The 20,958-nt window shown below is 63.2% G+C and carries 29 protein-coding genes; 3 read left to right on the top strand and 26 right to left on the bottom strand.

Features of this window, described 5'->3' with window-relative positions; all coding sequences use genetic code 11:
* Positions 1–67: 67 nt before the first annotated feature.
* The 4 genes from ptsP to IB269_RS26320 form a co-directional block, all read right to left on the bottom strand.
* Positions 68–1,843 carry a phosphoenolpyruvate--protein phosphotransferase gene (ptsP, locus tag IB269_RS26335; protein WP_012202347.1) on the bottom strand — a complete coding sequence of 592 codons (1,776 nt, stop codon included), beginning with the start codon at positions 1,841–1,843 and terminating at the stop codon, positions 68–70.
* A gap of 117 nt (positions 1,844–1,960) precedes the next feature.
* Positions 1,961–2,230 carry an HPr family phosphocarrier protein gene (locus IB269_RS26330; protein ID WP_012202346.1) on the bottom strand — a complete coding sequence of 90 codons (270 nt, stop codon included), beginning with the start codon at positions 2,228–2,230 and terminating at the stop codon, positions 1,961–1,963.
* A complete protein-coding gene (locus tag IB269_RS26325) occupies positions 2,199–2,660 on the bottom strand; it encodes a PTS sugar transporter subunit IIA (RefSeq protein ID WP_170962107.1) in 462 nt (153 codons plus the stop codon). The genes IB269_RS26330 and IB269_RS26325 overlap by 32 nt, the downstream gene beginning before the upstream one ends.
* Positions 2,661–2,785: 125 nt before the next feature.
* A complete protein-coding gene (locus IB269_RS26320; RefSeq protein ID WP_012202344.1) occupies positions 2,786–3,403 on the bottom strand; it encodes a hypothetical protein in 618 nt (205 codons plus the stop codon).
* Positions 3,404–3,526: 123 nt separating this feature from the next.
* On the opposite strand from IB269_RS26320, the gene IB269_RS26315 reads away from it, so the two are divergent.
* Positions 3,527–4,030: a TlpA disulfide reductase family protein gene (locus tag IB269_RS26315; RefSeq protein ID WP_097204508.1), complete on the top strand. Its 504-nt coding sequence runs from the start codon at positions 3,527–3,529 to the stop codon at positions 4,028–4,030.
* Between the two features lie 72 nt (positions 4,031–4,102).
* On the opposite strand, the gene IB269_RS26310 is transcribed toward IB269_RS26315, so the two are convergent.
* The gene (locus IB269_RS26310) at positions 4,103–4,549 is read right to left on the bottom strand and encodes a c-type cytochrome (RefSeq protein WP_065346892.1); all 447 of its coding nucleotides are present in this window, start codon (positions 4,547–4,549) and stop codon (positions 4,103–4,105) included.
* Positions 4,550–4,707: 158 nt separating this feature from the next.
* On the opposite strand from IB269_RS26310, the gene IB269_RS26305 reads away from it, so the two are divergent.
* Positions 4,708–5,406, top strand: coding sequence for a cytochrome b/b6 domain-containing protein (locus tag IB269_RS26305; RefSeq protein WP_043824940.1), 699 nt, complete (start codon positions 4,708–4,710; stop codon positions 5,404–5,406).
* Positions 5,407–5,471: 65 nt separating this feature from the next.
* A complete protein-coding gene (locus IB269_RS26300) occupies positions 5,472–5,963 on the top strand; it encodes a GNAT family N-acetyltransferase (RefSeq protein ID WP_043780357.1) in 492 nt (163 codons plus the stop codon).
* A gap of 112 nt (positions 5,964–6,075) precedes the next feature.
* Here IB269_RS26300 and IB269_RS26295 read toward each other — a convergent pair whose 3' ends face one another.
* The 21 genes from IB269_RS26295 to IB269_RS26195 all read right to left on the bottom strand — a co-directional run bounded on the left by IB269_RS26295 (position 6,076) and on the right by IB269_RS26195 (position 20,855).
* The gene (locus IB269_RS26295; RefSeq protein ID WP_013800250.1) at positions 6,076–6,582 is read right to left on the bottom strand and encodes a peroxiredoxin; all 507 of its coding nucleotides are present in this window, start codon (positions 6,580–6,582) and stop codon (positions 6,076–6,078) included.
* 118 nt (positions 6,583–6,700) lie between these two features.
* Entirely contained in the window at positions 6,701–6,970 is a 270-nt protein-coding gene (gene rpsQ / locus IB269_RS26290) for a 30S ribosomal protein S17 (RefSeq protein ID WP_012202338.1), read from the bottom strand.
* A gap of 13 nt (positions 6,971–6,983) precedes the next feature.
* Positions 6,984–7,181 (bottom strand): 50S ribosomal protein L29, encoded by a 198-nt coding sequence (rpmC, locus tag IB269_RS26285; protein ID WP_012202337.1) that lies wholly within the window; start codon positions 7,179–7,181, stop codon positions 6,984–6,986.
* 10 nt (positions 7,182–7,191) lie between these two features.
* Positions 7,192–7,608: a 50S ribosomal protein L16 gene (gene rplP / locus IB269_RS26280; protein WP_012202336.1), complete on the bottom strand. Its 417-nt coding sequence runs from the start codon at positions 7,606–7,608 to the stop codon at positions 7,192–7,194.
* A gap of 2 nt (positions 7,609–7,610) precedes the next feature.
* Complete coding sequence (gene rpsC, locus IB269_RS26275; RefSeq protein WP_012202335.1) at positions 7,611–8,483, bottom strand: 30S ribosomal protein S3; 873 nt, start codon at positions 8,481–8,483, stop codon at positions 7,611–7,613.
* A 16-nt stretch (positions 8,484–8,499) separates the two neighbouring features.
* On the bottom strand, positions 8,500–8,832 hold the full coding sequence (gene rplV / locus IB269_RS26270) for a 50S ribosomal protein L22 (protein ID WP_012202334.1): 333 nt from the start codon (positions 8,830–8,832) through the stop codon (positions 8,500–8,502).
* A 10-nt stretch (positions 8,833–8,842) separates the two neighbouring features.
* Positions 8,843–9,118, bottom strand: coding sequence for a 30S ribosomal protein S19 (rpsS, locus tag IB269_RS26265; RefSeq protein WP_012202333.1), 276 nt, complete (start codon positions 9,116–9,118; stop codon positions 8,843–8,845).
* Positions 9,119–9,128: 10 nt separating this feature from the next.
* A complete protein-coding gene (rplB, locus tag IB269_RS26260) occupies positions 9,129–9,953 on the bottom strand; it encodes a 50S ribosomal protein L2 (protein ID WP_012202332.1) in 825 nt (274 codons plus the stop codon).
* 2 nt (positions 9,954–9,955) lie between these two features.
* On the bottom strand, positions 9,956–10,270 hold the full coding sequence (gene rplW / locus IB269_RS26255) for a 50S ribosomal protein L23 (protein WP_012202331.1): 315 nt from the start codon (positions 10,268–10,270) through the stop codon (positions 9,956–9,958).
* Entirely contained in the window at positions 10,267–10,887 is a 621-nt protein-coding gene (rplD, locus tag IB269_RS26250; RefSeq protein ID WP_012202330.1) for a 50S ribosomal protein L4, read from the bottom strand. The genes rplW and rplD overlap by 4 nt, the downstream gene beginning before the upstream one ends.
* A complete protein-coding gene (rplC, locus tag IB269_RS26245) occupies positions 10,887–11,561 on the bottom strand; it encodes a 50S ribosomal protein L3 (protein WP_012202329.1) in 675 nt (224 codons plus the stop codon). The genes rplD and rplC overlap by 1 nt, the downstream gene beginning before the upstream one ends.
* Before the next feature lie 210 nt (positions 11,562–11,771).
* Entirely contained in the window at positions 11,772–12,083 is a 312-nt protein-coding gene (gene rpsJ, locus IB269_RS26240; protein WP_003059431.1) for a 30S ribosomal protein S10, read from the bottom strand.
* 24 nt (positions 12,084–12,107) lie between these two features.
* Positions 12,108–13,298 (bottom strand): elongation factor Tu, encoded by a 1,191-nt coding sequence (tuf, locus tag IB269_RS26235; RefSeq protein WP_013800249.1) that lies wholly within the window; start codon positions 13,296–13,298, stop codon positions 12,108–12,110.
* A 174-nt stretch (positions 13,299–13,472) separates the two neighbouring features.
* On the bottom strand, positions 13,473–15,581 hold the full coding sequence (fusA, locus tag IB269_RS26230; protein WP_013800248.1) for an elongation factor G: 2,109 nt from the start codon (positions 15,579–15,581) through the stop codon (positions 13,473–13,475).
* A gap of 148 nt (positions 15,582–15,729) precedes the next feature.
* Positions 15,730–16,203, bottom strand: coding sequence for a 30S ribosomal protein S7 (rpsG, locus tag IB269_RS26225; protein ID WP_012202326.1), 474 nt, complete (start codon positions 16,201–16,203; stop codon positions 15,730–15,732).
* A gap of 160 nt (positions 16,204–16,363) precedes the next feature.
* Positions 16,364–16,741: a 30S ribosomal protein S12 gene (rpsL, locus tag IB269_RS26220; RefSeq protein WP_012202325.1), complete on the bottom strand. Its 378-nt coding sequence runs from the start codon at positions 16,739–16,741 to the stop codon at positions 16,364–16,366.
* Positions 16,742–16,898: 157 nt separating this feature from the next.
* Entirely contained in the window at positions 16,899–18,068 is a 1,170-nt protein-coding gene (locus tag IB269_RS26215) for a D-alanyl-D-alanine carboxypeptidase family protein (protein ID WP_013800247.1), read from the bottom strand.
* 92 nt (positions 18,069–18,160) lie between these two features.
* Positions 18,161–18,796 carry an alpha/beta hydrolase gene (locus tag IB269_RS26210; RefSeq protein WP_192368715.1) on the bottom strand — a complete coding sequence of 212 codons (636 nt, stop codon included), beginning with the start codon at positions 18,794–18,796 and terminating at the stop codon, positions 18,161–18,163.
* A gap of 80 nt (positions 18,797–18,876) precedes the next feature.
* Positions 18,877–19,251 carry a (2Fe-2S) ferredoxin domain-containing protein gene (locus tag IB269_RS26205; RefSeq protein WP_012202322.1) on the bottom strand — a complete coding sequence of 125 codons (375 nt, stop codon included), beginning with the start codon at positions 19,249–19,251 and terminating at the stop codon, positions 18,877–18,879.
* A 10-nt stretch (positions 19,252–19,261) separates the two neighbouring features.
* Entirely contained in the window at positions 19,262–20,395 is a 1,134-nt protein-coding gene (locus IB269_RS26200) for a VanZ family protein (protein WP_013800244.1), read from the bottom strand.
* Positions 20,396–20,426: 31 nt separating this feature from the next.
* Positions 20,427–20,855 (bottom strand): CopD family protein, encoded by a 429-nt coding sequence (locus IB269_RS26195; RefSeq protein WP_013800243.1) that lies wholly within the window; start codon positions 20,853–20,855, stop codon positions 20,427–20,429.
* Positions 20,856–20,958: the final 103 nt, after the last annotated feature.

Below are 20,958 nucleotides of genomic sequence, written 5' to 3'. Positions count from 1 at the left end.
TCGAATGAGAATCAATCGCAACTAAAGTCGCAAATCTTTTTTTCTGCGCATCCCCGCCTGCATGTATTCATGGTCCCAGCAGCGCTGCGGGACTGTCCGAGCGGAGGACTTCCTGCGCCCAGGCAGTCAGCTTGCGTGTGTCGGCGCGCAAGATTTCCTGCTTGACGACCAGGATCTGCGCCGGATGCATGGAAAAGCTGCGCAGACCCAGGCCGAGCAGCAGGCGCGTCATGCCCACATCCCCGGCGGTCTCCCCGCAGACACAGACGCTCTTGCCCTGCGCCCTTCCTTCGGCGATCACGTCCGCCACCAGCTTGAGCACGGCGGGATGCAAGGGGTCATAGAGATGGGCCACGGTCTCGTCGGCGCGGTCGATGGCCAGCGTGTACTGGATGAGGTCGTTGGTGCCGATCGACAGGAAGTCGAAGTAACGCAAAAAGGTGCGCACGATCAGCGCGGCCGCAGGCACTTCGATCATGGCGCCCAGCTTGACCGGGCCATGGGCCACGCCTCGCGCGTCGAGTTCGCTTTGCGCCAGCCGCACCTGGGCCAGGGTCTGCTCGATCTCGCTTTGGTGGGCCAGCATGGGAAACAGCAGATGGATCTGCCCATGCGCCGCCGCACGCAGGATGGCGCGCAACTGCGTGCGGAACATGGCCGGGTCAGCCAGGCTCCAGCGGATGGCGCGCAGACCCAGCGCGGGGTTCAGGTAGTAATCCTTGGGCTGTGCCTTGTCCAGCGGCTTGTCGGCGCCCACGTCCAGCGTGCGAATGGTCACGGGCATGCCCTGCATGCCGTCCACTGCCTCGCGGTAGGCGCGGTACTGCTCCTCCTCACCGGGCAGGTTGCCGCCACGCCCCATGAACAGGAATTCCGTGCGGAACAGCCCCACGCCCACGGCGCCTGCATGCACGGCCGCAGGCCCGTCGCCGGGCTGCTCGATATTGGCCAGCAACTCGATGCGCTCTCCGTCCAGCGTCAGCGCGGGCGTGTGGCGCAGGCGTGAGAGGCGCTCGCGCTCCAGCTCGTTCTGGCGCTGGCGAAAGCCATACTCGGCCAGGATGATGGGAGAAGGATCGACGATGACGACGCCTGCGTTGCCATCGATGATGATCCAGTCGTCCTGGCGGATCAGCTGGCTGGCCGCGCGCGCGCCGACCACGGCCGGGATGTCCATGCTGCGCGCCACGATGGCCGTGTGCGAGGTCCGCCCGCCCACGGCCGTGATGAACCCGGCAAACAGCCGGCTCTTGAACTGCAGCATGTCCACCGGCGACAGGTCCTGCGCCACCAGGACCAGGGGCACATCGGTGACCTCGTCGAGCAGCAGCGGCTGCTGCGGCGCGCCCTCCCCCGTTGCATCGGCCCGCGGCAGCGCGGCAGGCGCGGGCACGGGGCTGGCCATGCCCTTCATGTAGCGCAGGATGCGCTCGACCACCTGCTCCAGGTCGGCCTTGCGCTCGCGCAGATACTCGTCCTCCATCTCGTCGAACTGGCGCGAGACGACCTCGAGCTGCGTGGTCAGCGCCCATTCGGCGTTGTAGAGACGATCGGAAATCCAGTGCTTGATGGCGGCGGCCAGGGCCTCGTCCTGCAACAGCAGCAGGTGGACGTCGAGCAGGGCATCGAGCTCGCCCGGCGCATCCTGGGGCATTTCATCCTGCAGACGGCGCAGCTCGTCGATGACGGCGTTGCGTGCGCTGCGGGCGCGGTCGATTTCCGCGTCCACCTGGTCGGGCCGGATGAAGTAGTGCACCACCTCCATGCGGCTGGAGGCCACCACCACCGCGCGTCCTATCGCAATGCCCCGTGAAACGGCCAGTCCGTGGATTGCAAACGTCATTGCGCCTGTCCTTTGCCTGCTGCTGCGCAGGCCCCGGGCCGTCGCAATGCGGCAGCGTCCGGGCCCGGCGCGTGTTGCTCTTTTGCGCTCACCGTCTGCCAGCGCAGCGGAGGCCCATCACTGGCCTTCGCCAAATTTGTCGTTGATCAGGGCCGTCAGCGCATCCATGGCTTCCTGCTCCTGCGGTCCTTCGGTTTCCAGCAGCACCTCGGAGCCCATGCCGGCAGCCAGCATCATCACGCCCATGATGCTCTTGGCGTTGATGCGCCGCTCGCCCTTGCTCATCCAGACTTCGCAGGGAAAGCTGCCTGCAAGCTTGGTGAGCTTGGCGGAGGCGCGGGCATGCAGGCCCAGTTTATTGCTGATGGTTATAGGGGTCTTGATCATTGGATGGTCGCGGACTCTGGTTCTGAGGCGTGTTCACGCCCACCTGCATCACCCCATGGCTGCCTCCCGCCAAGGCACGCTCGGCCACGGCTTCCAGCGCCTCGTGGCGATAGCCTATGGAGCGCAGCAGCATGGGCAAGTTCACCCCGGCCACCAGCCGCCCGGCAGGCAGCTGCGCCACCAGGCGCTGCGCCACGTTGCAGGGCGTCGCGCCAAAGAGGTCGGTCAGCACCAGCGTGGGCAGCGCCACCAGGCCGCCATGGTCCTCCAGCAACTGCTCGGCACGCATCAGGGTGGCCTCGGGCGGCTCCTGAGCGGGCACATCCAGGGCAAGGACGTCCTCGGCACTGTCGGCGAACACATGCAAGGCGCATTCGCGCAGTGCATGGGCCAAAGGTGCGTGGGTGAACAAAAGGATGCGCGTGGTCATGAAGTCACAGGGTTCGGAGTCGATTATGGCGTGCGCAGGCGCATGCAGAGCAACCGGCGCGCCTGCACTGCGTTCCATGCCACAGCTGCCTCCCGCATCCGTGGCTCCGAAACCTGTTGCCGTTGCTATTGCAGTTGCAGGCTGGCGAAGAAGTTGTTGGCCTCGTCTGTGCGCGGCTTGTCGCTGTAGATCACGGCATGGTAGAGGCGCGCGCCTGCCGGCTCCATTCGTGCAAACCACACGCCATGGGCGGTGAGCTTCCAGCCCTGGGGCCCCACGCCTTCAAACGTGGTGCGCAGCGACTGCGGCAGATTCAGTGCGCCTGCAGGCAGGAAAGGGCCATCTTCCTTGGAGCGCAGTTGCTTGGCGCCCGCCGGTGCCTGCCCCGGAGCACCCGGGTTCATCTGGCCAAGCACGGCTGCCTGCCAGTACGACAGCATCTCGGCGGCTCTGGACGGTTCGCTGACCAGGAAGTGGGACACCGCGTAGGTCGACGCATCGGCGTCGCATCCCATCATGGACATCTGCACCGTGCCCATGCCCTGGCCCAGCTCCACCGGCCGTGTTGCGGATTGCGGATCGCAGGGCAAGAGCACGCGCAGCGGCGTGCCTTCGACCGCGACCTGCCGCCAATCCAGCCTGGGACTGCAGGCGGCCAGGGGCGCCAGCACCAGCAGCGCGGCGCCAAGCCGCAGGGCCAGAGCGCGGCCCTTTGCTTTCGAAAAGCTTTCCATCAATGTCATGCCGGCATTATCGGCATGGCCCGACCTGTCCGAGCCCCGAACTTTTGCCCTTGCCGCGCATCGAAAGGCGGTGCACGGCATGCGTGCAGGCCTTCGGGCGCAACTTTGGGCACAATCGTCGCTATGGCAAGCAAACATTGGATCGCAGGCGTGGTGATCGCCGCAGCCGCCGGCATGGGCGCATGGGTGTATTCGGGTGCCGGCCAGACGGCCGCCCCGCAGTCCACCTTCGTGCTGCTGGACGGCAGCAAGCAGACCACGGCCGACCTCAAGGGCAAGGTGACCTTGGTGAACTTCTGGGCCACCAGCTGCACCACCTGCGTGGCCGAGATGCCCGAGATCGTTGCCACCCACCAGAAATTCCAGAGCCAGGGCTTCGAGACCCTGGCCGTGGCCATGAGCTACGACCCGCCCAGCTATGTGGTGAACTTCGCCGATTCGCGCAAGCTGCCTTTCAAGGTCGCGCTGGACAACACCGGCGCCGTGGCCCGGGCCTGGGGTGATGTGCAACTGACTCCCACCACCTACATCGTCAACAAGCGCGGCGAAATCGTGAAGCGCTATGTGGGCGCACCTGACTTCGCTGAGTTGCATCGGCTGATCGAGAAGCTGCTGGCAGAGGCCTGATACAGCGCAGACCAGGGCACAAAAAAACCGGCACCAGGCCGGTTTTTCATTGGTGCATCCTCCGCCCGCCGCTCAACGGCTGCGGAAACTGTCGTGGCAGGCCTTGCAGCTGGCGGCGGCCGGGCCGAAGGCCGCCTTGAGCTGGTCCAGGTTGCCGGACTTGGCCGCAGCCGCGAGCTTGACCGTCTCGGCCTGCATCTTCTCCGACAGGTCCTGGAACTTGGCCTGCTCCTTCCAGATTTCAGGCTTGGCCTTTCCACCTTCCGTGCCCGCGCCGAACGCGGCCCAGGGCAGCTTGGCCATGAAGGCCACCACCTCGGCGTTTTCCTGGGCCGCCTTGGCATCGAAGGGGATCTTTCCGTTCGCCATGGCGCCCAGGCGCCCGAAATGCTGGCCCAGCACGGCGAGCGCGCCCTGGCGGTACTTGATGGCGTCTTCGGACTTGGCGAACTGTGCGGACGCGGGCAGCGCCGTGGCGGCCACCAGAGCGGCCAGCGCCCATGCAGAAACTTTCTTCATCGTGGTTTTCCTTTGGGAGTGTGGGGAAATCTGCCGGGCCAGTATGGCAGCGGCGTCCTGCCGGCGCCGCTTTGATTGACCACGGCCAGGGTGCATTCCTGGTCCTCGCAGGAATGCGGGGCGGCACAATGCCCTATCCCCACCCCAGCTTTCATGCCATGGCACAAGAATCGACCGCACAAGGCGCCGCCAAGCACAAGGTCCGCATCTGGGACCTGCCCACCCGGCTGTTTCACTGGCTGCTGGCCGCAACGGTGGTCGGCCTGGTCGTGACGGCCAAGCTGGGCGGCAATGCCATGAACTGGCATCTGCTGCTGGGCCATGCCATGCTGGCCCTGCTGCTGTTTCGCCTGCTTTGGGGCCTGGTGGGCGGCCGCTGGTCGCGCTTTGCCAGCTTCATCCACGCGCCGGCCACCGTGCTGCGCCATGTGCGGGGACAAGGAACGGAGAGCGACAGCGCAGGCCACAGCCCGCTGGGCGCCCTGTCCGTGTTTGCCATGCTGGCCGTGCTGATCGCCCAGGTGGGCAGCGGGTTGCTCAGCGACGACGAGATTGCGTTCTCCGGGCCGCTGGGCCGCTTTGTATCGGGCGACACCGTGGCACAGGCCACCGCCTACCACGCGCACTGGGGGCAGTATCTGCTGTACGCGCTGGTGGCCCTGCACCTGTTGGCCATCCTGTTCTATGCCTGGCGCGGACGGGGTCTGGTGCGCGCCATGGTGACGGGAGACAAGCACTTGCCCGAACCCCTGCCCTCTTCACGCGACACGGCAGCCAGCCGCCTGTTGGCCTTGGTCCTGGCGTTGGTGGCGGGGGCCGCCGCATGGTGGGTGCAGCAGCTGGGGGGTGCTTTCTGACGGCGTGGCCAGATGTTGCCAGCTTGCCGCTACACTGCGTTTTCCGTCGTTTTAGCCAAGTGCCCGTGGACAAGCCTGCTGTCGCCTTGCTGGCGCCGAATCCCCTGGAAGACATGGACGAAGTCCGCCAGATCTTCCAGGAGTACGCCGCAAGCCTGGATGTCGATCTGCAATTTCAAGATTTCGAGGCCGAGATCGCCGATCTGCCTGGCGACTACGCATCGCCGCGCGGCCACATCCTGCTGGCCAAGGTCGATGGCGCCGTGGCCGGCTGCTGCGCCTTGCGCCCGCTGGACAACTGCGATTACGCCAACGCCGCCGAGATGAAGCGCCTGTTCGTGCGCAAGGCATTTCGCGGTTTCGGCCTGGGCCGCCAGCTCGCCGAGGCCATGCTCGATGTGGCGCGCCAGGCCGGTTATGACCATGTGCTGCTGGACACGCTGGACGACATGGAGTCGGCGCGCGCCCTCTACACGGACCTGGGCTTCCAGGAAATCCCGCCCTACTATCACAACCCCATCGCAGGGGCGCATTACCTCAAGGCCGATATCTTCTAGGGCCCGGCGGAGGTAGCCCCCTGAAATACAAAAAGGCATTGCACCTGGGTGCAATGCCTTTTTTCGCAAAAGCGCGGTGCCCAGGCCCGGCAGGCCTGCAGCACGATCAGGATCAGGCCTTGGCCTGGCCCAGCAGGGTGGCAGCGTCGCTGACTTCGAACTTGCCAGGGCCTTCCACGTTCAGCGTGGCGACCTTGCCGTCCTTGACCAGCATGGAGTAGCGGTTGCTGCGCAGGCCCAGGCCCTTGCCGTTCAGGTCCAGCGTCAGGCCGGTGGCCTTGGCGAAGGCGGCATCGCCGTCTGCCAGCATGCGCACCTTGCCGTCGGTCTTCTGGTCACGGGCCCACGCGCCCATCACGAAGGCGTCGTTGACCGACAGGCACCAGATCTCGTCCACGCCCGCAGCCTTGAAGGCTTCGGCCTGCTCCACGAAGCCGGGCACATGCTTGGCCGAGCAGGTGGGAGTGAATGCGCCGGGCACGGCGAAGACTGCAATGGTCTTGCCGGCAGCGGCTTCGGGCAGCTTCACGGGGTTGGGGCCGATGCTGCAGCCATTGCCTTCGACTTCCACGTATTCCATCAGGGTGGCAGCGGGCAGGGCATCTCCGACTTTGATCATCTCTATCTCCTTTGTGGTGCAAAACCGGGGGCCGCCGAAATGGCGGTCCCCAAACGAAAAAACGACCCACATTGTGGGTCGTTTCCTGTGGCCTTGCAGCCTGTGGGCCTGTGTAGGCTTACACCAGAGCAGCCTTTTGCACCAAGCGGGTAGCAACCCAGTTCTTGGTCTTGGACAGCGGGCGGCTTTCCGTGATTTCAACCACGTCGCCCAGCTTGTATTCACCTTGCTCGTCGTGAGCGTGGTACTTGCTGGACTTGATCATGATCTTGTCATAGATCGGGTGCTTGACGCGGCGTTCAACCATGACCGTCACGGTCTTGGCACGCTTGTCGCTGACCACCTTGCCAATCAAGGTGCGCTTGAGGGATTTTTTAGCTTCCGTCATGTCGGCTTCCTGATTACTTGGCAGCTTGCTTTTCAGCAAGGATGGTCTTGGCGCGGGCGATGTCACGGCGCGTGGTACGCAGCGTGTTCGTGTTACCCAGCTGTTGCGTAGCCTTTTGCATACGCAGGCCAAAGTGAGCCTTTTGCAGGGACTTCACTTCGGCTTCCAGGCCGGCAACGTCTTTTTGGCGGAGTTCAGCAGCTTTCGTCATGTTGTTCTCCTTAGGCACCAATTTGACGGGACACGAAGGTCGTACGCAGCGGCAGCTTTGCAGCGGCCAGGCGGAACGCTTCACGAGCCAGCTCTTCAGGGACGCCCACGATTTCGTAGAGCACCTTGCCGGGCTGGATTTCGGCCACGTAGTACTCGGGGTTGCCCTTACCGTTACCCATACGCACTTCTGCGGGCTTGGTAGAGATTGGCTTGTCCGGGAACACGCGGATCCAGATACGACCGCCACGCTTGACGTGACGCGAGATCGCGCGGCGAGCCGCTTCGATCTGACGCGCCGTCAGGCGACCACGGTCAGTGGACTTCAGGCCGAAGTCACCGAAAGCAACGGAGTTACCACGCGTTGCGATACCGGTGTTGCGACCCTTTTGCTCCTTGCGGTATTTGCGGCGAGCAGGTTGCAGCATCTTTATTCTCCTTTACCGTCCGCTGCTGTAGCGGGCGCGTCAGTCTTGCGAACGCGCTTAACGGAATCAGCGCCAGCGCCGGCGGGCTTATCGCTGCCGTCAGCAGGTGCTGCGTTAGCGCCTGCGGGGCGGCGGGCACCACGGCCAGCACCGTCACGACGACCATCGCCGCGACCATCACGGCGGGGGCCGCGAGGACGACGTTCTTCTTCGGGGCGGGGGGTCTCGGCTGCCGGCAGGTCGTTACGACCCAGCGTGTCACCCTTGTAGACCCAGACCTTCACACCGATCACACCGTAGGTCGTCTTGGCTTCGGAGAAGCCATAGTCGATGTCGGCGCGCAGTGTGTGAAGTGGCACACGGCCTTCGCGATACCACTCGCAACGTGCAATTTCGATACCGTTCAGACGGCCCGAAGACATGATCTTGATGCCTTGGGCACCCAGACGCATGGCGTTTTGCATTGCACGCTTCATGGCGCGGCGGAACATGATGCGCTTTTCGAGCTGCTGGCAGATCGAATCGGCGATCAGCTTGGCATCGATTTCAGGCTTGCGCACTTCTTCGATGTTCACAGCCACGGGCACGCCCAGACGGGTTGCGAGTTCCTTCTTCAGGTTCTCGATGTCCTCGCCCTTCTTGCCGATCACGACACCAGGACGTGCCGAGAAGATCGTGATGCGGGCGTTCTTTGCAGGACGCTCGATCAGGATGCGCGACACGGCGGCATTCTTCAGCTTGGCCTTCAGGAACTCGCGCACCTTGATGTCTTCGGCCAGCATGCCGGCGAAGTCACGGTTGCTTGCGTACCAACGGCTGGCCCAGTTGCGGCTAACAGCCAGGCGGAAGCCGGTAGGATGGATTTTCTGTCCCATATTCTTCCCAGGCCTTTCAGTTGCCAACCGTCACGTACACGTGGCACGTGGGCTTGCTGATGCGATTGCCGCGGCCCTTTGCACGCGCGGTGAAGCGCTTGAGCGTGGTGCCTTGTTCGACGAAGATGGTCTTGACCTTCAGTTCGTCGATGTCGGCGCCGTCGTTGTGCTCGGCGTTGGCGATGGCGGACTCGAGCACCTTCTTGATGATCACGGCAGCTTTTTTCTGCGTGAACGTCAGGATGTTCAGGGCTTGGTCCACTTTCTTGCCGCGGATCAGGTCCGCGACCAGGCGACCCTTGTCCACAGACAGGCGGACGCCACGGAGAACAGCACGTGTTTCAGACATGTTCTATTCCTTACTTCTTGGCTTTTTTGTCCGCCGGGTGACCCTTGAAGGTACGGGTCAGCGCGAATTCGCCGAGCTTGTGGCCGACCATCTGGTCAGTCACATACACGGGCACGTGCTGCTTGCCGTTGTGCACGGCGATGGTCAGACCGATGAACTCGGGCAGAACCATGGAGCGACGCGACCAGGTCTTGACGGGCTTCTTGTCCTTGGTGGCGACGGCCTTTTCGGCCTTTGCCAGCAAGTGATGGTCAACAAACGGACCCTTTTTAAGAGAACGAGTCATTTGCTACCCTTTACTTCTTGCGACGCGACACAATCATCGACTGCGTGCGCTTGTTGTTACGGGTACGGTAGCCCTTCGTCAGGTTGCCCCATGGGTCAACAGCGTGACGACCTTCACCGGTCTTGCCTTCACCACCACCGTGCGGGTGATCGACAGGGTTCATCACCACGCCGCGAACGGTCGGGCGAATACCCATCCAACGCTTCACACCGGCCTTGCCCAGACGGCGCAGGCTGTGTTCTTCGTTGGCGACTTCACCGATGGTCGCGCGGCATTCGATGTGCACCTTGCGCACTTCGCCGGAACGCATACGCACTTGGGCGTAGATGCCTTCACGGGCCAGCAGCGTAGCCGACGTACCTGCCGAACGGGCGATCTGCGCGCCAGCGCCGATCTTCAGTTCGATGCAGTGGATGGTCGAACCCACGGGGATGTTGCGGATCGGCAGGGTGTTGCCCACGCGGATCGGGGCTTCCGAACCGCTGACGATCGTTGCGCCGACTTCCAGGTTGCGCGGAGCAATGATGTAGCGACGCTCGCCGTCGGCATAGCACACCAGAGCGATGTGGGCCGTACGGTTGGGGTCGTACTCAATGCGCTCGACCTTGGCGGGGATGCCGTCCTTGGTGCGCTTGAAGTCCACCACGCGATAGTGGTGCTTGTGGCCACCGCCCTTGTGACGGGTGGTGATGTGACCGTTGTTGTTACGGCCCGACTTCTGGTGCTGAGGCTCCAGCAGGGGGGCGAAACCTGCACCCTTGTGCAGATGGTCACGCGTGACCTTGACCGTGCCGCGTTGGCCGGGGGTCGTCGGTTTGAGCTTGATAACAGCCATGATTACGCAGCCTCCCCGGACAGGTTCAGCTCTTGACCGGGCTTGAGCATCACGTAGGCCTTGCGAACGTGGTCGCGGCGGCCAGTGGTCTTGCCAAAGCGCTTGGTCTTGCCCTTGATGTTCACCACGGAGACACCAGCAACTTCCACCTTGAACATCAGTTCCACGGCGGCCTTGATTTCATGCTTGGTGGCGCTCTGCAGCACCTTGAACGTCACGGCGTTGGACTTCTCGGCAACCATGGTGGCCTTTTCGGACACGATGGGAGCAACCAACACCTGCATCAGACGACCTTCGTCAAACTTGAGCGTGCTCATTCGAACATCTCCTTGAGTTTGTCGATCGCACCCTTGGTGACGAGCACTTTCTTGTAGTGCACCAGCGACACGGGGTCGGCGTAGCGCGGCTCGACCACGAACACGTTCTTCAGATTGCGGGAAGCCAGGTACAGGTTCTCGTCGACTTCTTCAGCGATCACCATGACCGATTCCAGGTTCATGGCCTTGAACTTGTCGGCCAGCACCTTGGTCTTGGGGCTTTCGAGCTTGAGCGAGTCCACCACGGCCAGACGGCCTTCGCGGGCCAGCTGCGACAGGATGGCAACCATACCGGCGCGGTACATCTTCTTGTTGATCTTCTGCGTGAAGTTTTCTTCAGGCAGATTCGGGAAGATGCGGCCGCCGCCACGCCACAGAGGCGAGGAAGACATACCAGCGCGAGCACGGCCGGTGCCCTTTTGCTTGAACGGCTTGGCAGTCGTGTGACGAACCTGCTCGCGGTCCTTCTGAGCGCGAGTGCCCTGACGTGCGTTGGCACGGTAGGCGATCACGATCTGGTGGACGAGGTCTTCGTTGAATTCACGACCGAAAACAGTCTCGGGCGCATCGAACTTGGATGCGGCCTGGCCTTGTTCATTCAGGAGTTCGAGCTGCATTAGTTCGCTCCCTTGGAAGCTTTGGCCTTGATGGCGGGGCGCACCGTCACGAAGCCACCCTTGGAGCCCGGAACAGCGCCCTTGATCAAGAGCAGTTGGCGTGCTTCGTCAATGCGAACCACGTCGAGATTTTGGGTGGTGATGGTTTCATCGCCCATGTGACCGGTCATCTTCTTGCCCGGGAACACGCGACCTGGATCCTGGGCCATCGAGATGGAGCCGGGAACATTGTGCGAACGGCTGTTGCCGTGCGAGGCGCGCTGCGAGCGGAAGTTGTGACGCTTGATGGTGCCGGCGAAGCCCTTACCGATGGAAGTGCCTTGCACGTCCACCTTCTGGCCCACCGAGAACAGCTCGGCGACGGGCAGGACGGAGCCTGCGGCGTACTTGCCAGCGGTTTCTTCGGTCACGCGGAATTCACCCATCACTTCACCGGCTTCGACACCTGCCTTGGCAAGGTGGCCGGCTTCTGGCTTGGTCACGCGAGATGCCTTGCGCGAACCGAAAGTGACCTGCAGGGCCACGTAGCCATCGTTCTCTTGGGTTTTGACCTGAGTCACACGGTTGTTGGACACATCCACCACCGTGACGGGCACTGCGTCCCCGTCATCGGTGAACAGACGCATCATGCCCACCTTGCGACCCAGCAACCCGAGGGAGTTGCTCAGACTCATTTGTTTGCTCCAAAACTTTCGCCGCTGAAACTGCAATTGGCCCAGCGTTGCGCTCCCGCCCCAGATGTCCAAGGCCTTGCGCACGAAAGAAGGTTGATAAAACTTCGCTCAAGAAAGGCGAAGCCCCAAATTTTAACGCGAACTGCCTTTTCAAGCAAGTTCGCGTTAAATCAAAGCCCTTCAACGGCCCCGCAAGGGGCCGTGAAGTTCTTATTGCAGCTTGATCTCGACGTCCACGCCTGCGGGCAGGTCCAGCTTCATCAGAGCGTCAACCGTCTTGTCAGTCGGGTCAACGATGTCCATCAGGCGCTGGTGAGTGCGGATTTCGAACTGGTCGCGGCTGGTCTTGTTGACGTGCGGCGAGCGCAGGATGTCGAAACGCTTCATGCGTGTCGGCAGGGGCACGGGACCCTTGACGATCGCGCCGGTGCGCTTGGCAGTGTCAACGATTTCAGCAGCCGACTGGTCGATCAGCTTGTAGTCAAACGCCTTCAGGCGGATGCGGATTTTTTGCTTGGACATTGTGTATTCCTAGTTTTCCAAGAATTACGCAATGATCTTTGCAACCACGCCAGCGCCCACGGTACGGCCACCTTCGCGGATAGCGAAGCGCAGACCTTCTTCCATGGCGATGGGGGCGATCAGCTTGACGGTGATCGACACGTTGTCGCCAGGCATCACCATTTCCTTGTCGGCGGGCAGCTCGATGGAGCCGGTCACGTCGGTCGTACGGAAATAGAACTGGGGACGGTAGTTGTTGAAGAACGGAGTGTGGCGACCACCTTCGTCCTTGGACAGCACGTACACCTCAGCCGTGAAGTGGGTGTGGGGCTTGATGGAGCCGGGCTTGCACAGCACTTGGCCGCGTTCCACGTCTTCACGCTTGGTGCCGCGCAGCAGCAGACCCACGTTGTCGCCAGCTTGACCTTGGTCCAGCAGCTTGCGGAACATTTCCACGCCGGTGACGATGGTCTTCTGGGTGTCGCGGATACCGACGATTTCGATTTCTTCGCCGACCTTGATGATGCCGCGCTCGATACGGCCAGTCACCACGGTGCCACGGCCAGAGATCGAGAACACGTCTTCCACGGGCATTGCGAAGGCACCGTCCACAGCGCGCTCGGGCGTGGGGATGTAGGAGTCCAGTGCTTCAGCCAGGCGCAGGATGGCAGGTTCGCCCTTGTCGGACTGGTCGCCTTCCAGGGCCAGCTTGGCCGAGCCGCGGATGATGGGGGTGTCGTCGCCGGGGAAGTCGTACTTGGCAAGCAGCTCGCGCACTTCCATTTCGACCAGTTCCAGCAGCTCTTCGTCGTCCACCATGTCGCACTTGTTCAGGAACACGATGATGTAGGGCACGCCCACCTGACGGGCCAGCAGGATGTGCTCGCGGGTCTGGGGCATGGGGCCGTCAGCGGCCGAGCACACCAGGATGGCGCCGTCCATTTGAGCAGCGCCGGTGATCATGTTCTTGACGTAGTCGGCGTGGCCGGGGCAGTCAACGTGAGCGTAGTGGCGACCGGCCGTTTCGTACTCGACGTGGGCGGTGTTGATCGTGATGCCGCGAGCCTTTTCTTCAGGTGCTGCGTCGATCTGGTCGTAAGCCTTGGCTTCGCCGCCGAACTTCTTGGACAGAACGGTAGCGATAGCAGCCGTCAGGGTCGTCTTGCCGTGGTCCACGTGACCGATGGTGCCAACGTTGACGTGCGGCTTGTTCCGCTGGAATTTTTCTTTTGCCATGATTTCTCCGAAAGAGCAAAACCTGTGTGATGTTTAAGGTCTGCACCCCATTGCTTGGTCGCCCCGCACAGGTGACAGGGCGGCATGGGATCGCAGACCGGCAAAAACCGCAGCACCCCGGCGCCAAAACGCCTGGGTGCTGCGATTCAAAAGCCTTCAATTATACAAAAAAGCTTACTTCGAGCGAGCAGCAACGATGGCTTCGGCCACGTTACGGGGAGCTTCAGAGTAGTGCTTGAACTCCATCGTGTACGTAGCGCGGCCCTGCGTCTGCGAGCGCAGCGACGTGGCGTAGCCGAACATTTCCGACAGAGGCACTTCAGCCTTGATGGACTTGCCGCCGCCGGCCATGTCGTCCATGCCCTGCACCATGCCGCGACGCGAGGACAGATCGCCCATCACGGTACCGGCGTAGTCTTCAGGCGTCTCGACTTCCACAGCCATCATGGGTTCCAGGATGACGGGGCTGGCCTTGCGGGCAGCTTCCTTGAAACCGAAGATGGCGGCCATCTTGAACGCCATTTCGTTCGAGTCCACATCGTGGTACGAACCGAAGGTCAGCGTGACCTTCACGTCCACGACGGGGTAGCCAGCCAGCACGCCGGAAGTCAGCGCTTCGATCACGCCCTTCTCGACTGCGGGGATGTATTCGCGAGGAACCACACCGCCCTTGATGGCGTCGACGAACTCGAAGCCCTTGCCGGGTTCCTGGGGTTCGACCGTGAACACCACGTGGCCGTACTGACCCTTACCACCGGACTGGCGAACGAACTTGCCGTCCACGTCCACGACCTTCTGGCGAATGGTTTCGCGGTAGGCAACCTGGGGCTTGCCCACGTTGGCTTCCACGTTGAATTCGCGCTTCATGCGGTCAACGATGATTTCCAGGTGCAGCTCGCCCATGCCGGCGATGATGGTCTGGCCAGATTCTTCGTCGGTACGCACGCGGAACGACGGATCTTCTGCAGCCAGGCGCGACAGGGCGATGCCCATCTTTTCCTGGTCGGCCTTGGACTTGGGCTCCACGGCCTGTGCAATCACGGGCTCGGGGAAGACCATGCGTTCCAGCACGATGGGGGCGTCCACGGAGCACAGCGTTTCGCCGGTCGTCACGTCCTTCAGGCCCACGCAGGCAGCGATGTCGCCGGCGCGGATTTCTTCGACTTCCACGCGCTCGTTGGCCATCATCTGCACGATACGGCCGATGCGCTCCTTCTTGCCCTTGACCGAGTTGAACACGGTGTCGCCCTTGGTCAGGACGCCCGAGTACACGCGCACGAAGGTCAGCTGACCGACGAACGGGTCGGTCATCAGCTTGAAGGCCAGTGCCGCAAACTTTTCACCGTCGTCGGCCTTGCGGCTGAGCTTGGTTTCTTCGTTTTCGGGATCGGTACCGGTGACGTCAGGGATGTCCACAGGCGCCGGCAGGTAGTCGATCACGGCGTCCAGCATGCGCTGCACACCCTTGTTCTTGAAAGCGGTACCGCACAGCATGGGCTGGATTTCGGTAGCCAGCGTACGAGCGCGCAGGCCGGCCTTCACGTCTTCTTCGGACAGAGTACCTTCTTCCAGGTACTTGTTCATCAGCTCTTCGCTGGCTTCAGCGGCGGCTTCCACGAGGTTCTCACGCCACTTGTTGGCGGTCTCCACCAGCTCGGCAGGGATCTCGTGGTATTCGAACTTCATGCCTTGCGAGGCTTCGTCCCAGATGATGGCCTTCATCTTGACGAGGTCGACCACGCCCTTGAAGTTGTCTTCGGCGCCGATCGGGATCACGACGGGCACGGGGTTGGCCTTCAGGCGCAGCTTCATCTGGTCAACGACCTTGAAGAAGTTGGCACCGGTACGGTCCATCTTGTTCACGAAGGCCAGACGGGGCACCTTGTACTTGTTGGCTTGGCGCCACACGGTTTCCGACTGGGGCTGCACGCCGCCCACGGCGCAGTACACCATGCAGGCGCCGTCCAGCACGCGCATGGAACGCTCCACCTCAATGGTGAAGTCCACGTGGCCGGGAGTGTCGATGATGTTGAAACGGTGCTCGGGGTAGGACAGGTCCATGCCCTTCCAGAAGCAGGTCACTGCAGCGGAAGTGATGGTGATGCCGCGCTCTTGCTCTTGCTCCATCCAGTCGGTCGTAGCAGCGCCGTCGTGCACTTCGCCCAGCTTGTGGGTCACACCGGTATAGAACAGGATACGTTCCGTGGTGGTGGTTTTGCCTGCGTCGATGTGGGCGGAGATACCGATGTTGCGGTAGCGCTCGATGGGGGTCTTGCGAGCCATGATGGATCCTTGATCGTATGGAGGGAGTCTCTGCCCGTTCCAGCCTCATGGTGCAGACGGACAGCAGTCTTATCTGGGGATGCTCCTAATCGAGACAAGGCCGCAGGCAAAAATGCATGCGGCCTGTCTGATCGGGAGCGAAGTGCTCTTAGAAGCGGAAGTGGCTGAATGCCTTGTTGGCTTCGGCCATGCGGTGAACTTCGTCACGGCGCTTCATGGCGCCGCCACGGCCTTCGGTGGCCTCGAGCAGCTCGTTGGCCAGGCGCTGGGCCATGGACTTCTCGCCGCGCTTGCGGGCGGCTTCCTTCAGCCAACGCATGGACAGGGCCAGGCGACGCACGGGGCGCACTTCGACGGGCACTTGGTAGTTGGCACCGCCAACACGGCGGGACTTCACTTCGACCATGGGCTTGACGTTGTTGATGGCAACAACGAAGGCTTCCAGCGGGTCTTTGTCAGGGTGCTTCTTTTGAATCAGGTCCAGGGCACCGTAGATGATGCGTTCTGCGACCGCCTTCTTGCCGCCTTCCATGATCACGTTCATGAACTTGGACAGCTCGACATTGCCGAACTTGGGATCCGGCAGGATTTCACGTTTGGGGACTTCGCGACGACGTGGCATTTTTTACCTCTATCTTGCTTCAGTTGGCATCTTTTCAGACACCGCGAGAGTCAACAGGACTCCCACTTACTCGACCCGCGCAAAACACTTGCGTTTGGGGTCACTACGCTGAATCTCGCGCCACGCGGGATACAGCACCTTCCTCGAAAAAACGCAGGGCTTACTTGGCCTTGGGCTTCTTCGCGCCGTACTTGGAACGGGATTGCTTGCGGTCCTTGACGCCTTGCAGGTCAAGGGAGCCACGCACGATGTGGTAACGCACACCGGGCAAGTCCTTCACACGGCCGCCGCGCACCAGAACAACGCTGTGCTCTTGCAGGTTGTGGCCTTCACCACCGATGTAGGAGATGACCTCGAAGCCGTTGGTCAGGCGCACCTTGGCAACCTTACGCAGAGCGGAGTTAGGCTTCTTAGGCGTCGTGGTGTACACACGGGTGCACACGCCGCGGCGCTGAGGGCAGTTTTCCATAGCAGGGCTCTTGGATTTGACAACTTCGACCGTGCGGCCCTGACGCACGAGTTGGTTAATGGTTGGCATTAATAAACGTCCCTAAACGTGAATTGCTTGCGAAAAGCGAAAACGTGAATCCCTTCGGAAATTCCGAAAAGCCCTCGACTGTACCAGCTTGCGGGAGATCGCACAACTGCACCCTCTCCAAGCCAGTACGCGAGGGCCTGCGCGACAGGCGCGGGGCTTACTTGATCCAGAGGCGGATCGCATCCCAGGCACGGCCGAAGAAGCCAGCCTGCTCCACGCCTTCAAGCGCCACCAGCGGCACTTCGGCCACGGTGTCGGCACCCATCTTGACCTTGAGCGTGCCCATGGCCTGGCCCTTGGTGAACGGGGCGATCAGCGGGTCCTGGCGCACGACTTCGGTGCTCAGCTTGCCGCCGCTGCCGGCCGGCACGGTGACCACGATGGGCGTGGTGCGGCCGATCTTGACGGTGTTCGCCTTGCCCTTCCAGACTTCGGGCGTGGCCACGGCCTGCTCGGCATCGAACAGCTTGACCGAATCGAAGGCCGCATAGCCCCAGTTCAGCAGCTTCTGGCTTTCATTGGCACGCGCGTTCTCGCTGGCCGCGCCCAGCACGATGGAGATCAGGCGGCGGCTGCCCACGTTGGGCAGGTCGCGCTTGGCGGTGGCCACCAGGCAGTAGCCGGCGGCGGCCGTGTGGCCGGTCTTGAGGCCATCGACGGTCGGGTCGCGGAACAGCAGCGAGTTGCGGTTGGTGCCGTTGGAGGCCGGTGTGCCTGGATAGAAGTACTTCTTGGTCGAGTAGTAGTGCATGTACTCGGGGAAGTCCTGCATCAGGCGCTGGGCGAGGATGGACAGGTCGCGTGCCGTGGTCAGGTGGCCGGGCTCGGTCAGGCCTTCGGGGTTCTTGTAGCTGGTGTTCTTCATGCCCAGCGCCTTGGCCTGCTCGTTCATGAGCCGCACGAAGTTCTCGGCCGAGCCGCCCACGCCCTCGGCCAGGGCCATGGTGGCGTCGTTGCCGGACTGCACGATCATGCCCTTGACCAGGTCATCGACCGGCACCTGCATCTTGGGGTCGATGAACATGCGCGAGCCGGGCATCTTCCAGGCGCGCTCGCTCACGGGCAGGCGCTGCTCCAGCGTGATCTTCTTGGCGCGCAGCGCGTCGAAGACCAGGTAGCCAGTCATCAGCTTGGTCAGCGAGGCCTGCTCGATGGGCGCATCGATGTCCTTGGCGCCCAGCACCTGGTTGGCGGTGACATCGACCAGCAGATAGTTGCGCGCCGCGATTTCGGGCGGCTGGGGCGGGGTGATCTGCGCCAGCGCCAGGGCCGGCGCCATGGCGGCCGCCAGTGCCAGGACTCGCAGCGTGGAGGAAAGTGGCTTCATGAGGAAAACTCTCGCTAAAGGGCAGGGAATGCAGGAAAGGCGAAAACATGCCCGCCCGATGGGGCAGGCCTGTTGAGCAGCGGCGCGGGCCGCTAGGGGAGTGAGCGCAAATGGCGGACCACGAGGCTTTTGAGCAGCGGCAATTGTCCGTGAAAGAAATGACCACCCCCGGGCACGACGGTAACAGGCAGTATCTGCGGGCGCGCCCAGTCCATGACGGCAGACAGAGGCACCGTGTCATCGGCTTCGCCGTGCACCACCAGGGTCCGGTCATGGGCTTCGGGCGGGACAGGCGCCACGGTGAAACGGCTGGCCGCCGTTCCCACTAGCACCGCCTTTTCCACCCGGCCCTCGCTCCAGAGCCCCGCCAGCACATGGCTGGTGACGAAGGCCCCGAATGAGAAGCCGGCCAGCGCGATCGGTCCTTCGGGGGCGACCTGGCGGACCACGGACAGCATGTCCTGGGCCTCGCCGATGCCTGCGTCGTGCTCGCCGGCACTGGCGCCCACGCCGCGGAAGTTGAATCGCACGGCCGTGTAGCCGCACTGCACGAAGGCACGCGCCAGGGTCTGCACCACCTTGTTGTCCATGGTGCCGCCGAACAGCGGATGGGGGTGGGCGATGATGGCCACGCCGCGCGGCGGTGCATCGGCGGCCGGCGCATCGCGCAGGGCCTCCACGGCCCCGGCAAGGCCGGTCAAGGTCAAACGTTCGGTCTGCGCATTCACAATCGCTATCCTAGTAGTAGCAGCCAATCCAAGCTGACAAAGCACTGATGCCCGGAAAGGCCCAAAGTTCCAGCCGGTGCTCAGCGGCCCACGTCGGGCGGCAGCAGCAGGCGCTCCACGGGCTGGCCGTTCTTGAGGTGGGACTCGACGATCTCGTCGATGTCGGATTCGTCCACGAAGGTGTACCAGGTGCCTTCGGGGTAGACCACGGCCACGGGACCGCCCGCGCAGCGATCCAGGCAACCGGCCTTGTTCACGCGCACCTGCCCCTTGCCGGCCAGGCCCAGCTGCTTGACCTGCTTCTTGCAGTGGTCAAAGCCCGCCTTGGCGCCGTGCAGCGCACAGCAGTCCTCGCCGTTGGGCCTCTCGTTGAGGCAAAAGAAGATGTGGCGCGCATAGTAGTTGCCTGCGCCTTGCTGGCCGCTGTCGGCCCCGGGACGTGGGTGTTCGCTCATGGAGCGGATTCTAGGCCTGCGGCACTGCAGGCGCCGGGGGCGGCGGCGGTGCCGCATCGCGGCGCGCCAGCCTGAGCAGCACATAGACCAGGGTCGCATAGGGCCACAGCCAGCCCAGCCACTGGCCCAGCCCGTAGAAGCGGATGAAGCGGCCCTGCTCCCAGGCCTGCAGCGTTTCCGAGAAATAGGCGCTGGTGGGCGCCTGGTTCAGGATGCTCAATTGCAGCACCAGCACCAGCAGCAAGAGGGCCGCACACGCCCGGCGCGGCAGCGGCATGGCCACCATGGCCAGGCCCAGGCCACCCCACACGCCCATGCGCACCGGCAGGTCCACCCACTCCCAGGCATGGGCCGGCCCCCAGCTCAGCGCGGCCGACAGTGCCGAGACACCGATGCCGATCACCACCGCAGAGCCCGCCAGCATGGCGCGCCGGCCCATGTGGCGCATCACGCAGTAGGCCAGCAGACAGGGCACCCACAGGCCCAGCATCACGCACAGCATCTCGGTCACGGGCGACAGCGGCGTCAGCGCGGACTCGCGCAGCGGCAGCCACATGAGGAAGGGCGTGCCTTCGAGCAGATCCAGCAGCCCCTGCTCCAGCCGCTCCAGCACCTGGCCCAGGCCAAAGGGCACGGCGGCGGGAAAGAGCAGCGCCCAGGGCCACAGCGCCAGCAAAACCATGGCGCCGCCGCCGTCCTCGCCCAGCCAGTGGGTGCGAAAGGCGCTCCAGCGCGCCAGCGCGCCCAGCCGCTCCAGCAGCAGCGCCACCAGCGCCCCCAGCAGGGTGCCGCCCGCATTGAGCACCAGATCCAGGTTGGAGGGAACACGCCGCGGCAGGTAGATCTGCAGGAACTCCATGGACAGCGACAGCAGGGTGCCTGCCAGCGCCGCCAGCGGCACGGCCGCGCGCGGGCTGCCGCTGCGCACCAGGGCCAGCGCCAGGAAAAAGCCCAGCGGCGCGTAGCCGACGATATTGATGTTGATGTCGAACCAGGTCCAGTACGGCGGCGGGATCTTTGCCGTCAGGAAGACCAGCGGGTCAATGCCCTGGGCACGCCAGCCATCGAAAGGAAACAGGCTGGCGAAAACGATGAGCACCGCATAGACCAGCGCCAGCGGCCAGGCCGAAGTCTTTTGCACCACGCCCTGCCTCCCTCTTCGTTGGATCGGTTTCTCAGAAAGGTTTGACAACCACCAGGATGACGATGGCCACCAGCAGCAGCACCGGCACCTCGTTGAAGAAACGGAACCAGCGGTGGCTGTGCTGGTCCCGGTTGTCGATCAGCTTGCGCAGCAGGCGCGCGCAGGCGTGGTGGTAGCCGATGACCAGCAGCACGCCGGCCAGCTTGGCATGCATCCAGCCGTTGCCCGGCCCCTTGCCGATGCCGTAGCCCAGGTACAGCCACAGGCCCAGGCCCAGTGCGGGCACGGCCAGCAGCGTGGTGAAGCGCAGCAGCTTGCGAGCCATCAGCAGCAGGCGCTCGCGCTCGGCCACCGAGCCGGGCGTGACCATGGCCACGTTGACGAAGATGCGAGGCAGATAGAACAGGCCCGCGAACCAGCTTGCCACGAAAACGATATGAAAGGCTTTGACCCACAGCATGCGGGCAGTGTACGTGCGTACAGGGGTGCGCCAGGCTGCGCAGGCGCAAAAGCCGAGTCCCGCGTGCCGGCGTCGTCGCAAGGGTTGCGGGGCCTGCGGCGGG

This window comes from Delftia sp. DLF01 (genome assembly GCF_014852125.1).
GTDB lineage: Bacteria > Pseudomonadota > Gammaproteobacteria > Burkholderiales > Burkholderiaceae_C > Comamonas > Comamonas acidovorans.
This window is presented reverse-complemented; position numbering and strand designations above follow the sequence as displayed.

Excerpts from the sequence above, each read along its gene's own strand:
- IB269_RS26305 (WP_043824940.1), top strand. The coding sequence starts at position 4,708 with ATGGCACAAGAATCGACCGCACAAGGCGCCGCCAAGCACAAGGTCCGC.
- IB269_RS26195 (WP_013800243.1), bottom strand. The coding sequence starts at position 20,855 with ATGCTGTGGGTCAAAGCCTTTCATATCGTTTTCGTGGCAAGCTGGTTC.
- rpsL (WP_012202325.1), bottom strand. The coding sequence starts at position 16,741 with ATGCCAACCATTAACCAACTCGTGCGTCAGGGCCGCACGGTCGAAGTT.
- rplW (WP_012202331.1), bottom strand. The coding sequence starts at position 10,270 with ATGAGCACGCTCAAGTTTGACGAAGGTCGTCTGATGCAGGTGTTGGTT.
- rplP (WP_012202336.1), bottom strand. The coding sequence starts at position 7,608 with ATGCTGCAACCTGCTCGCCGCAAATACCGCAAGGAGCAAAAGGGTCGC.
- rpsC (WP_012202335.1), bottom strand. The coding sequence starts at position 8,483 with ATGGGACAGAAAATCCATCCTACCGGCTTCCGCCTGGCTGTTAGCCGC.
- rplD (WP_012202330.1), bottom strand. The coding sequence starts at position 10,887 with ATGCAGCTCGAACTCCTGAATGAACAAGGCCAGGCCGCATCCAAGTTC.
- IB269_RS26215 (WP_013800247.1), bottom strand. The coding sequence starts at position 18,068 with ATGAAGCCACTTTCCTCCACGCTGCGAGTCCTGGCACTGGCGGCCGCC.
- IB269_RS26205 (WP_012202322.1), bottom strand. The coding sequence starts at position 19,251 with ATGAGCGAACACCCACGTCCCGGGGCCGACAGCGGCCAGCAAGGCGCA.
- IB269_RS26320 (WP_012202344.1), bottom strand. The coding sequence starts at position 3,403 with ATGACATTGATGGAAAGCTTTTCGAAAGCAAAGGGCCGCGCTCTGGCC.
- rpsS (WP_012202333.1), bottom strand. The coding sequence starts at position 9,118 with ATGACTCGTTCTCTTAAAAAGGGTCCGTTTGTTGACCATCACTTGCTG.
- IB269_RS26310 (WP_065346892.1), bottom strand. The coding sequence starts at position 4,549 with ATGAAGAAAGTTTCTGCATGGGCGCTGGCCGCTCTGGTGGCCGCCACG.
- IB269_RS26295 (WP_013800250.1), bottom strand. The coding sequence starts at position 6,582 with ATGATCAAAGTCGGAGATGCCCTGCCCGCTGCCACCCTGATGGAATAC.
- fusA (WP_013800248.1), bottom strand. The coding sequence starts at position 15,581 with ATGGCTCGCAAGACCCCCATCGAGCGCTACCGCAACATCGGTATCTCC.
- rplB (WP_012202332.1), bottom strand. The coding sequence starts at position 9,953 with ATGGCTGTTATCAAGCTCAAACCGACGACCCCCGGCCAACGCGGCACG.
- rpmC (WP_012202337.1), bottom strand. The coding sequence starts at position 7,181 with ATGACGAAAGCTGCTGAACTCCGCCAAAAAGACGTTGCCGGCCTGGAA.
- rpsJ (WP_003059431.1), bottom strand. The coding sequence starts at position 12,083 with ATGTCCAAGCAAAAAATCCGCATCCGCCTGAAGGCGTTTGACTACAAG.
- IB269_RS26330 (WP_012202346.1), bottom strand. The coding sequence starts at position 2,230 with ATGATCAAGACCCCTATAACCATCAGCAATAAACTGGGCCTGCATGCC.
- rpsQ (WP_012202338.1), bottom strand. The coding sequence starts at position 6,970 with ATGACGGAAGCTAAAAAATCCCTCAAGCGCACCTTGATTGGCAAGGTG.
- rplC (WP_012202329.1), bottom strand. The coding sequence starts at position 11,561 with ATGAGTCTGAGCAACTCCCTCGGGTTGCTGGGTCGCAAGGTGGGCATG.
- rplV (WP_012202334.1), bottom strand. The coding sequence starts at position 8,832 with ATGTCTGAAACACGTGCTGTTCTCCGTGGCGTCCGCCTGTCTGTGGAC.
- rpsG (WP_012202326.1), bottom strand. The coding sequence starts at position 16,203 with ATGCCACGTCGTCGCGAAGTCCCCAAACGTGAAATCCTGCCGGATCCC.
- ptsP (WP_012202347.1), bottom strand. The coding sequence starts at position 1,843 with ATGACGTTTGCAATCCACGGACTGGCCGTTTCACGGGGCATTGCGATA.
- IB269_RS26315 (WP_097204508.1), top strand. The coding sequence starts at position 3,527 with ATGGCAAGCAAACATTGGATCGCAGGCGTGGTGATCGCCGCAGCCGCC.
- tuf (WP_013800249.1), bottom strand. The coding sequence starts at position 13,298 with ATGGCAAAAGAAAAATTCCAGCGGAACAAGCCGCACGTCAACGTTGGC.
- IB269_RS26325 (WP_170962107.1), bottom strand. The coding sequence starts at position 2,660 with ATGACCACGCGCATCCTTTTGTTCACCCACGCACCTTTGGCCCATGCA.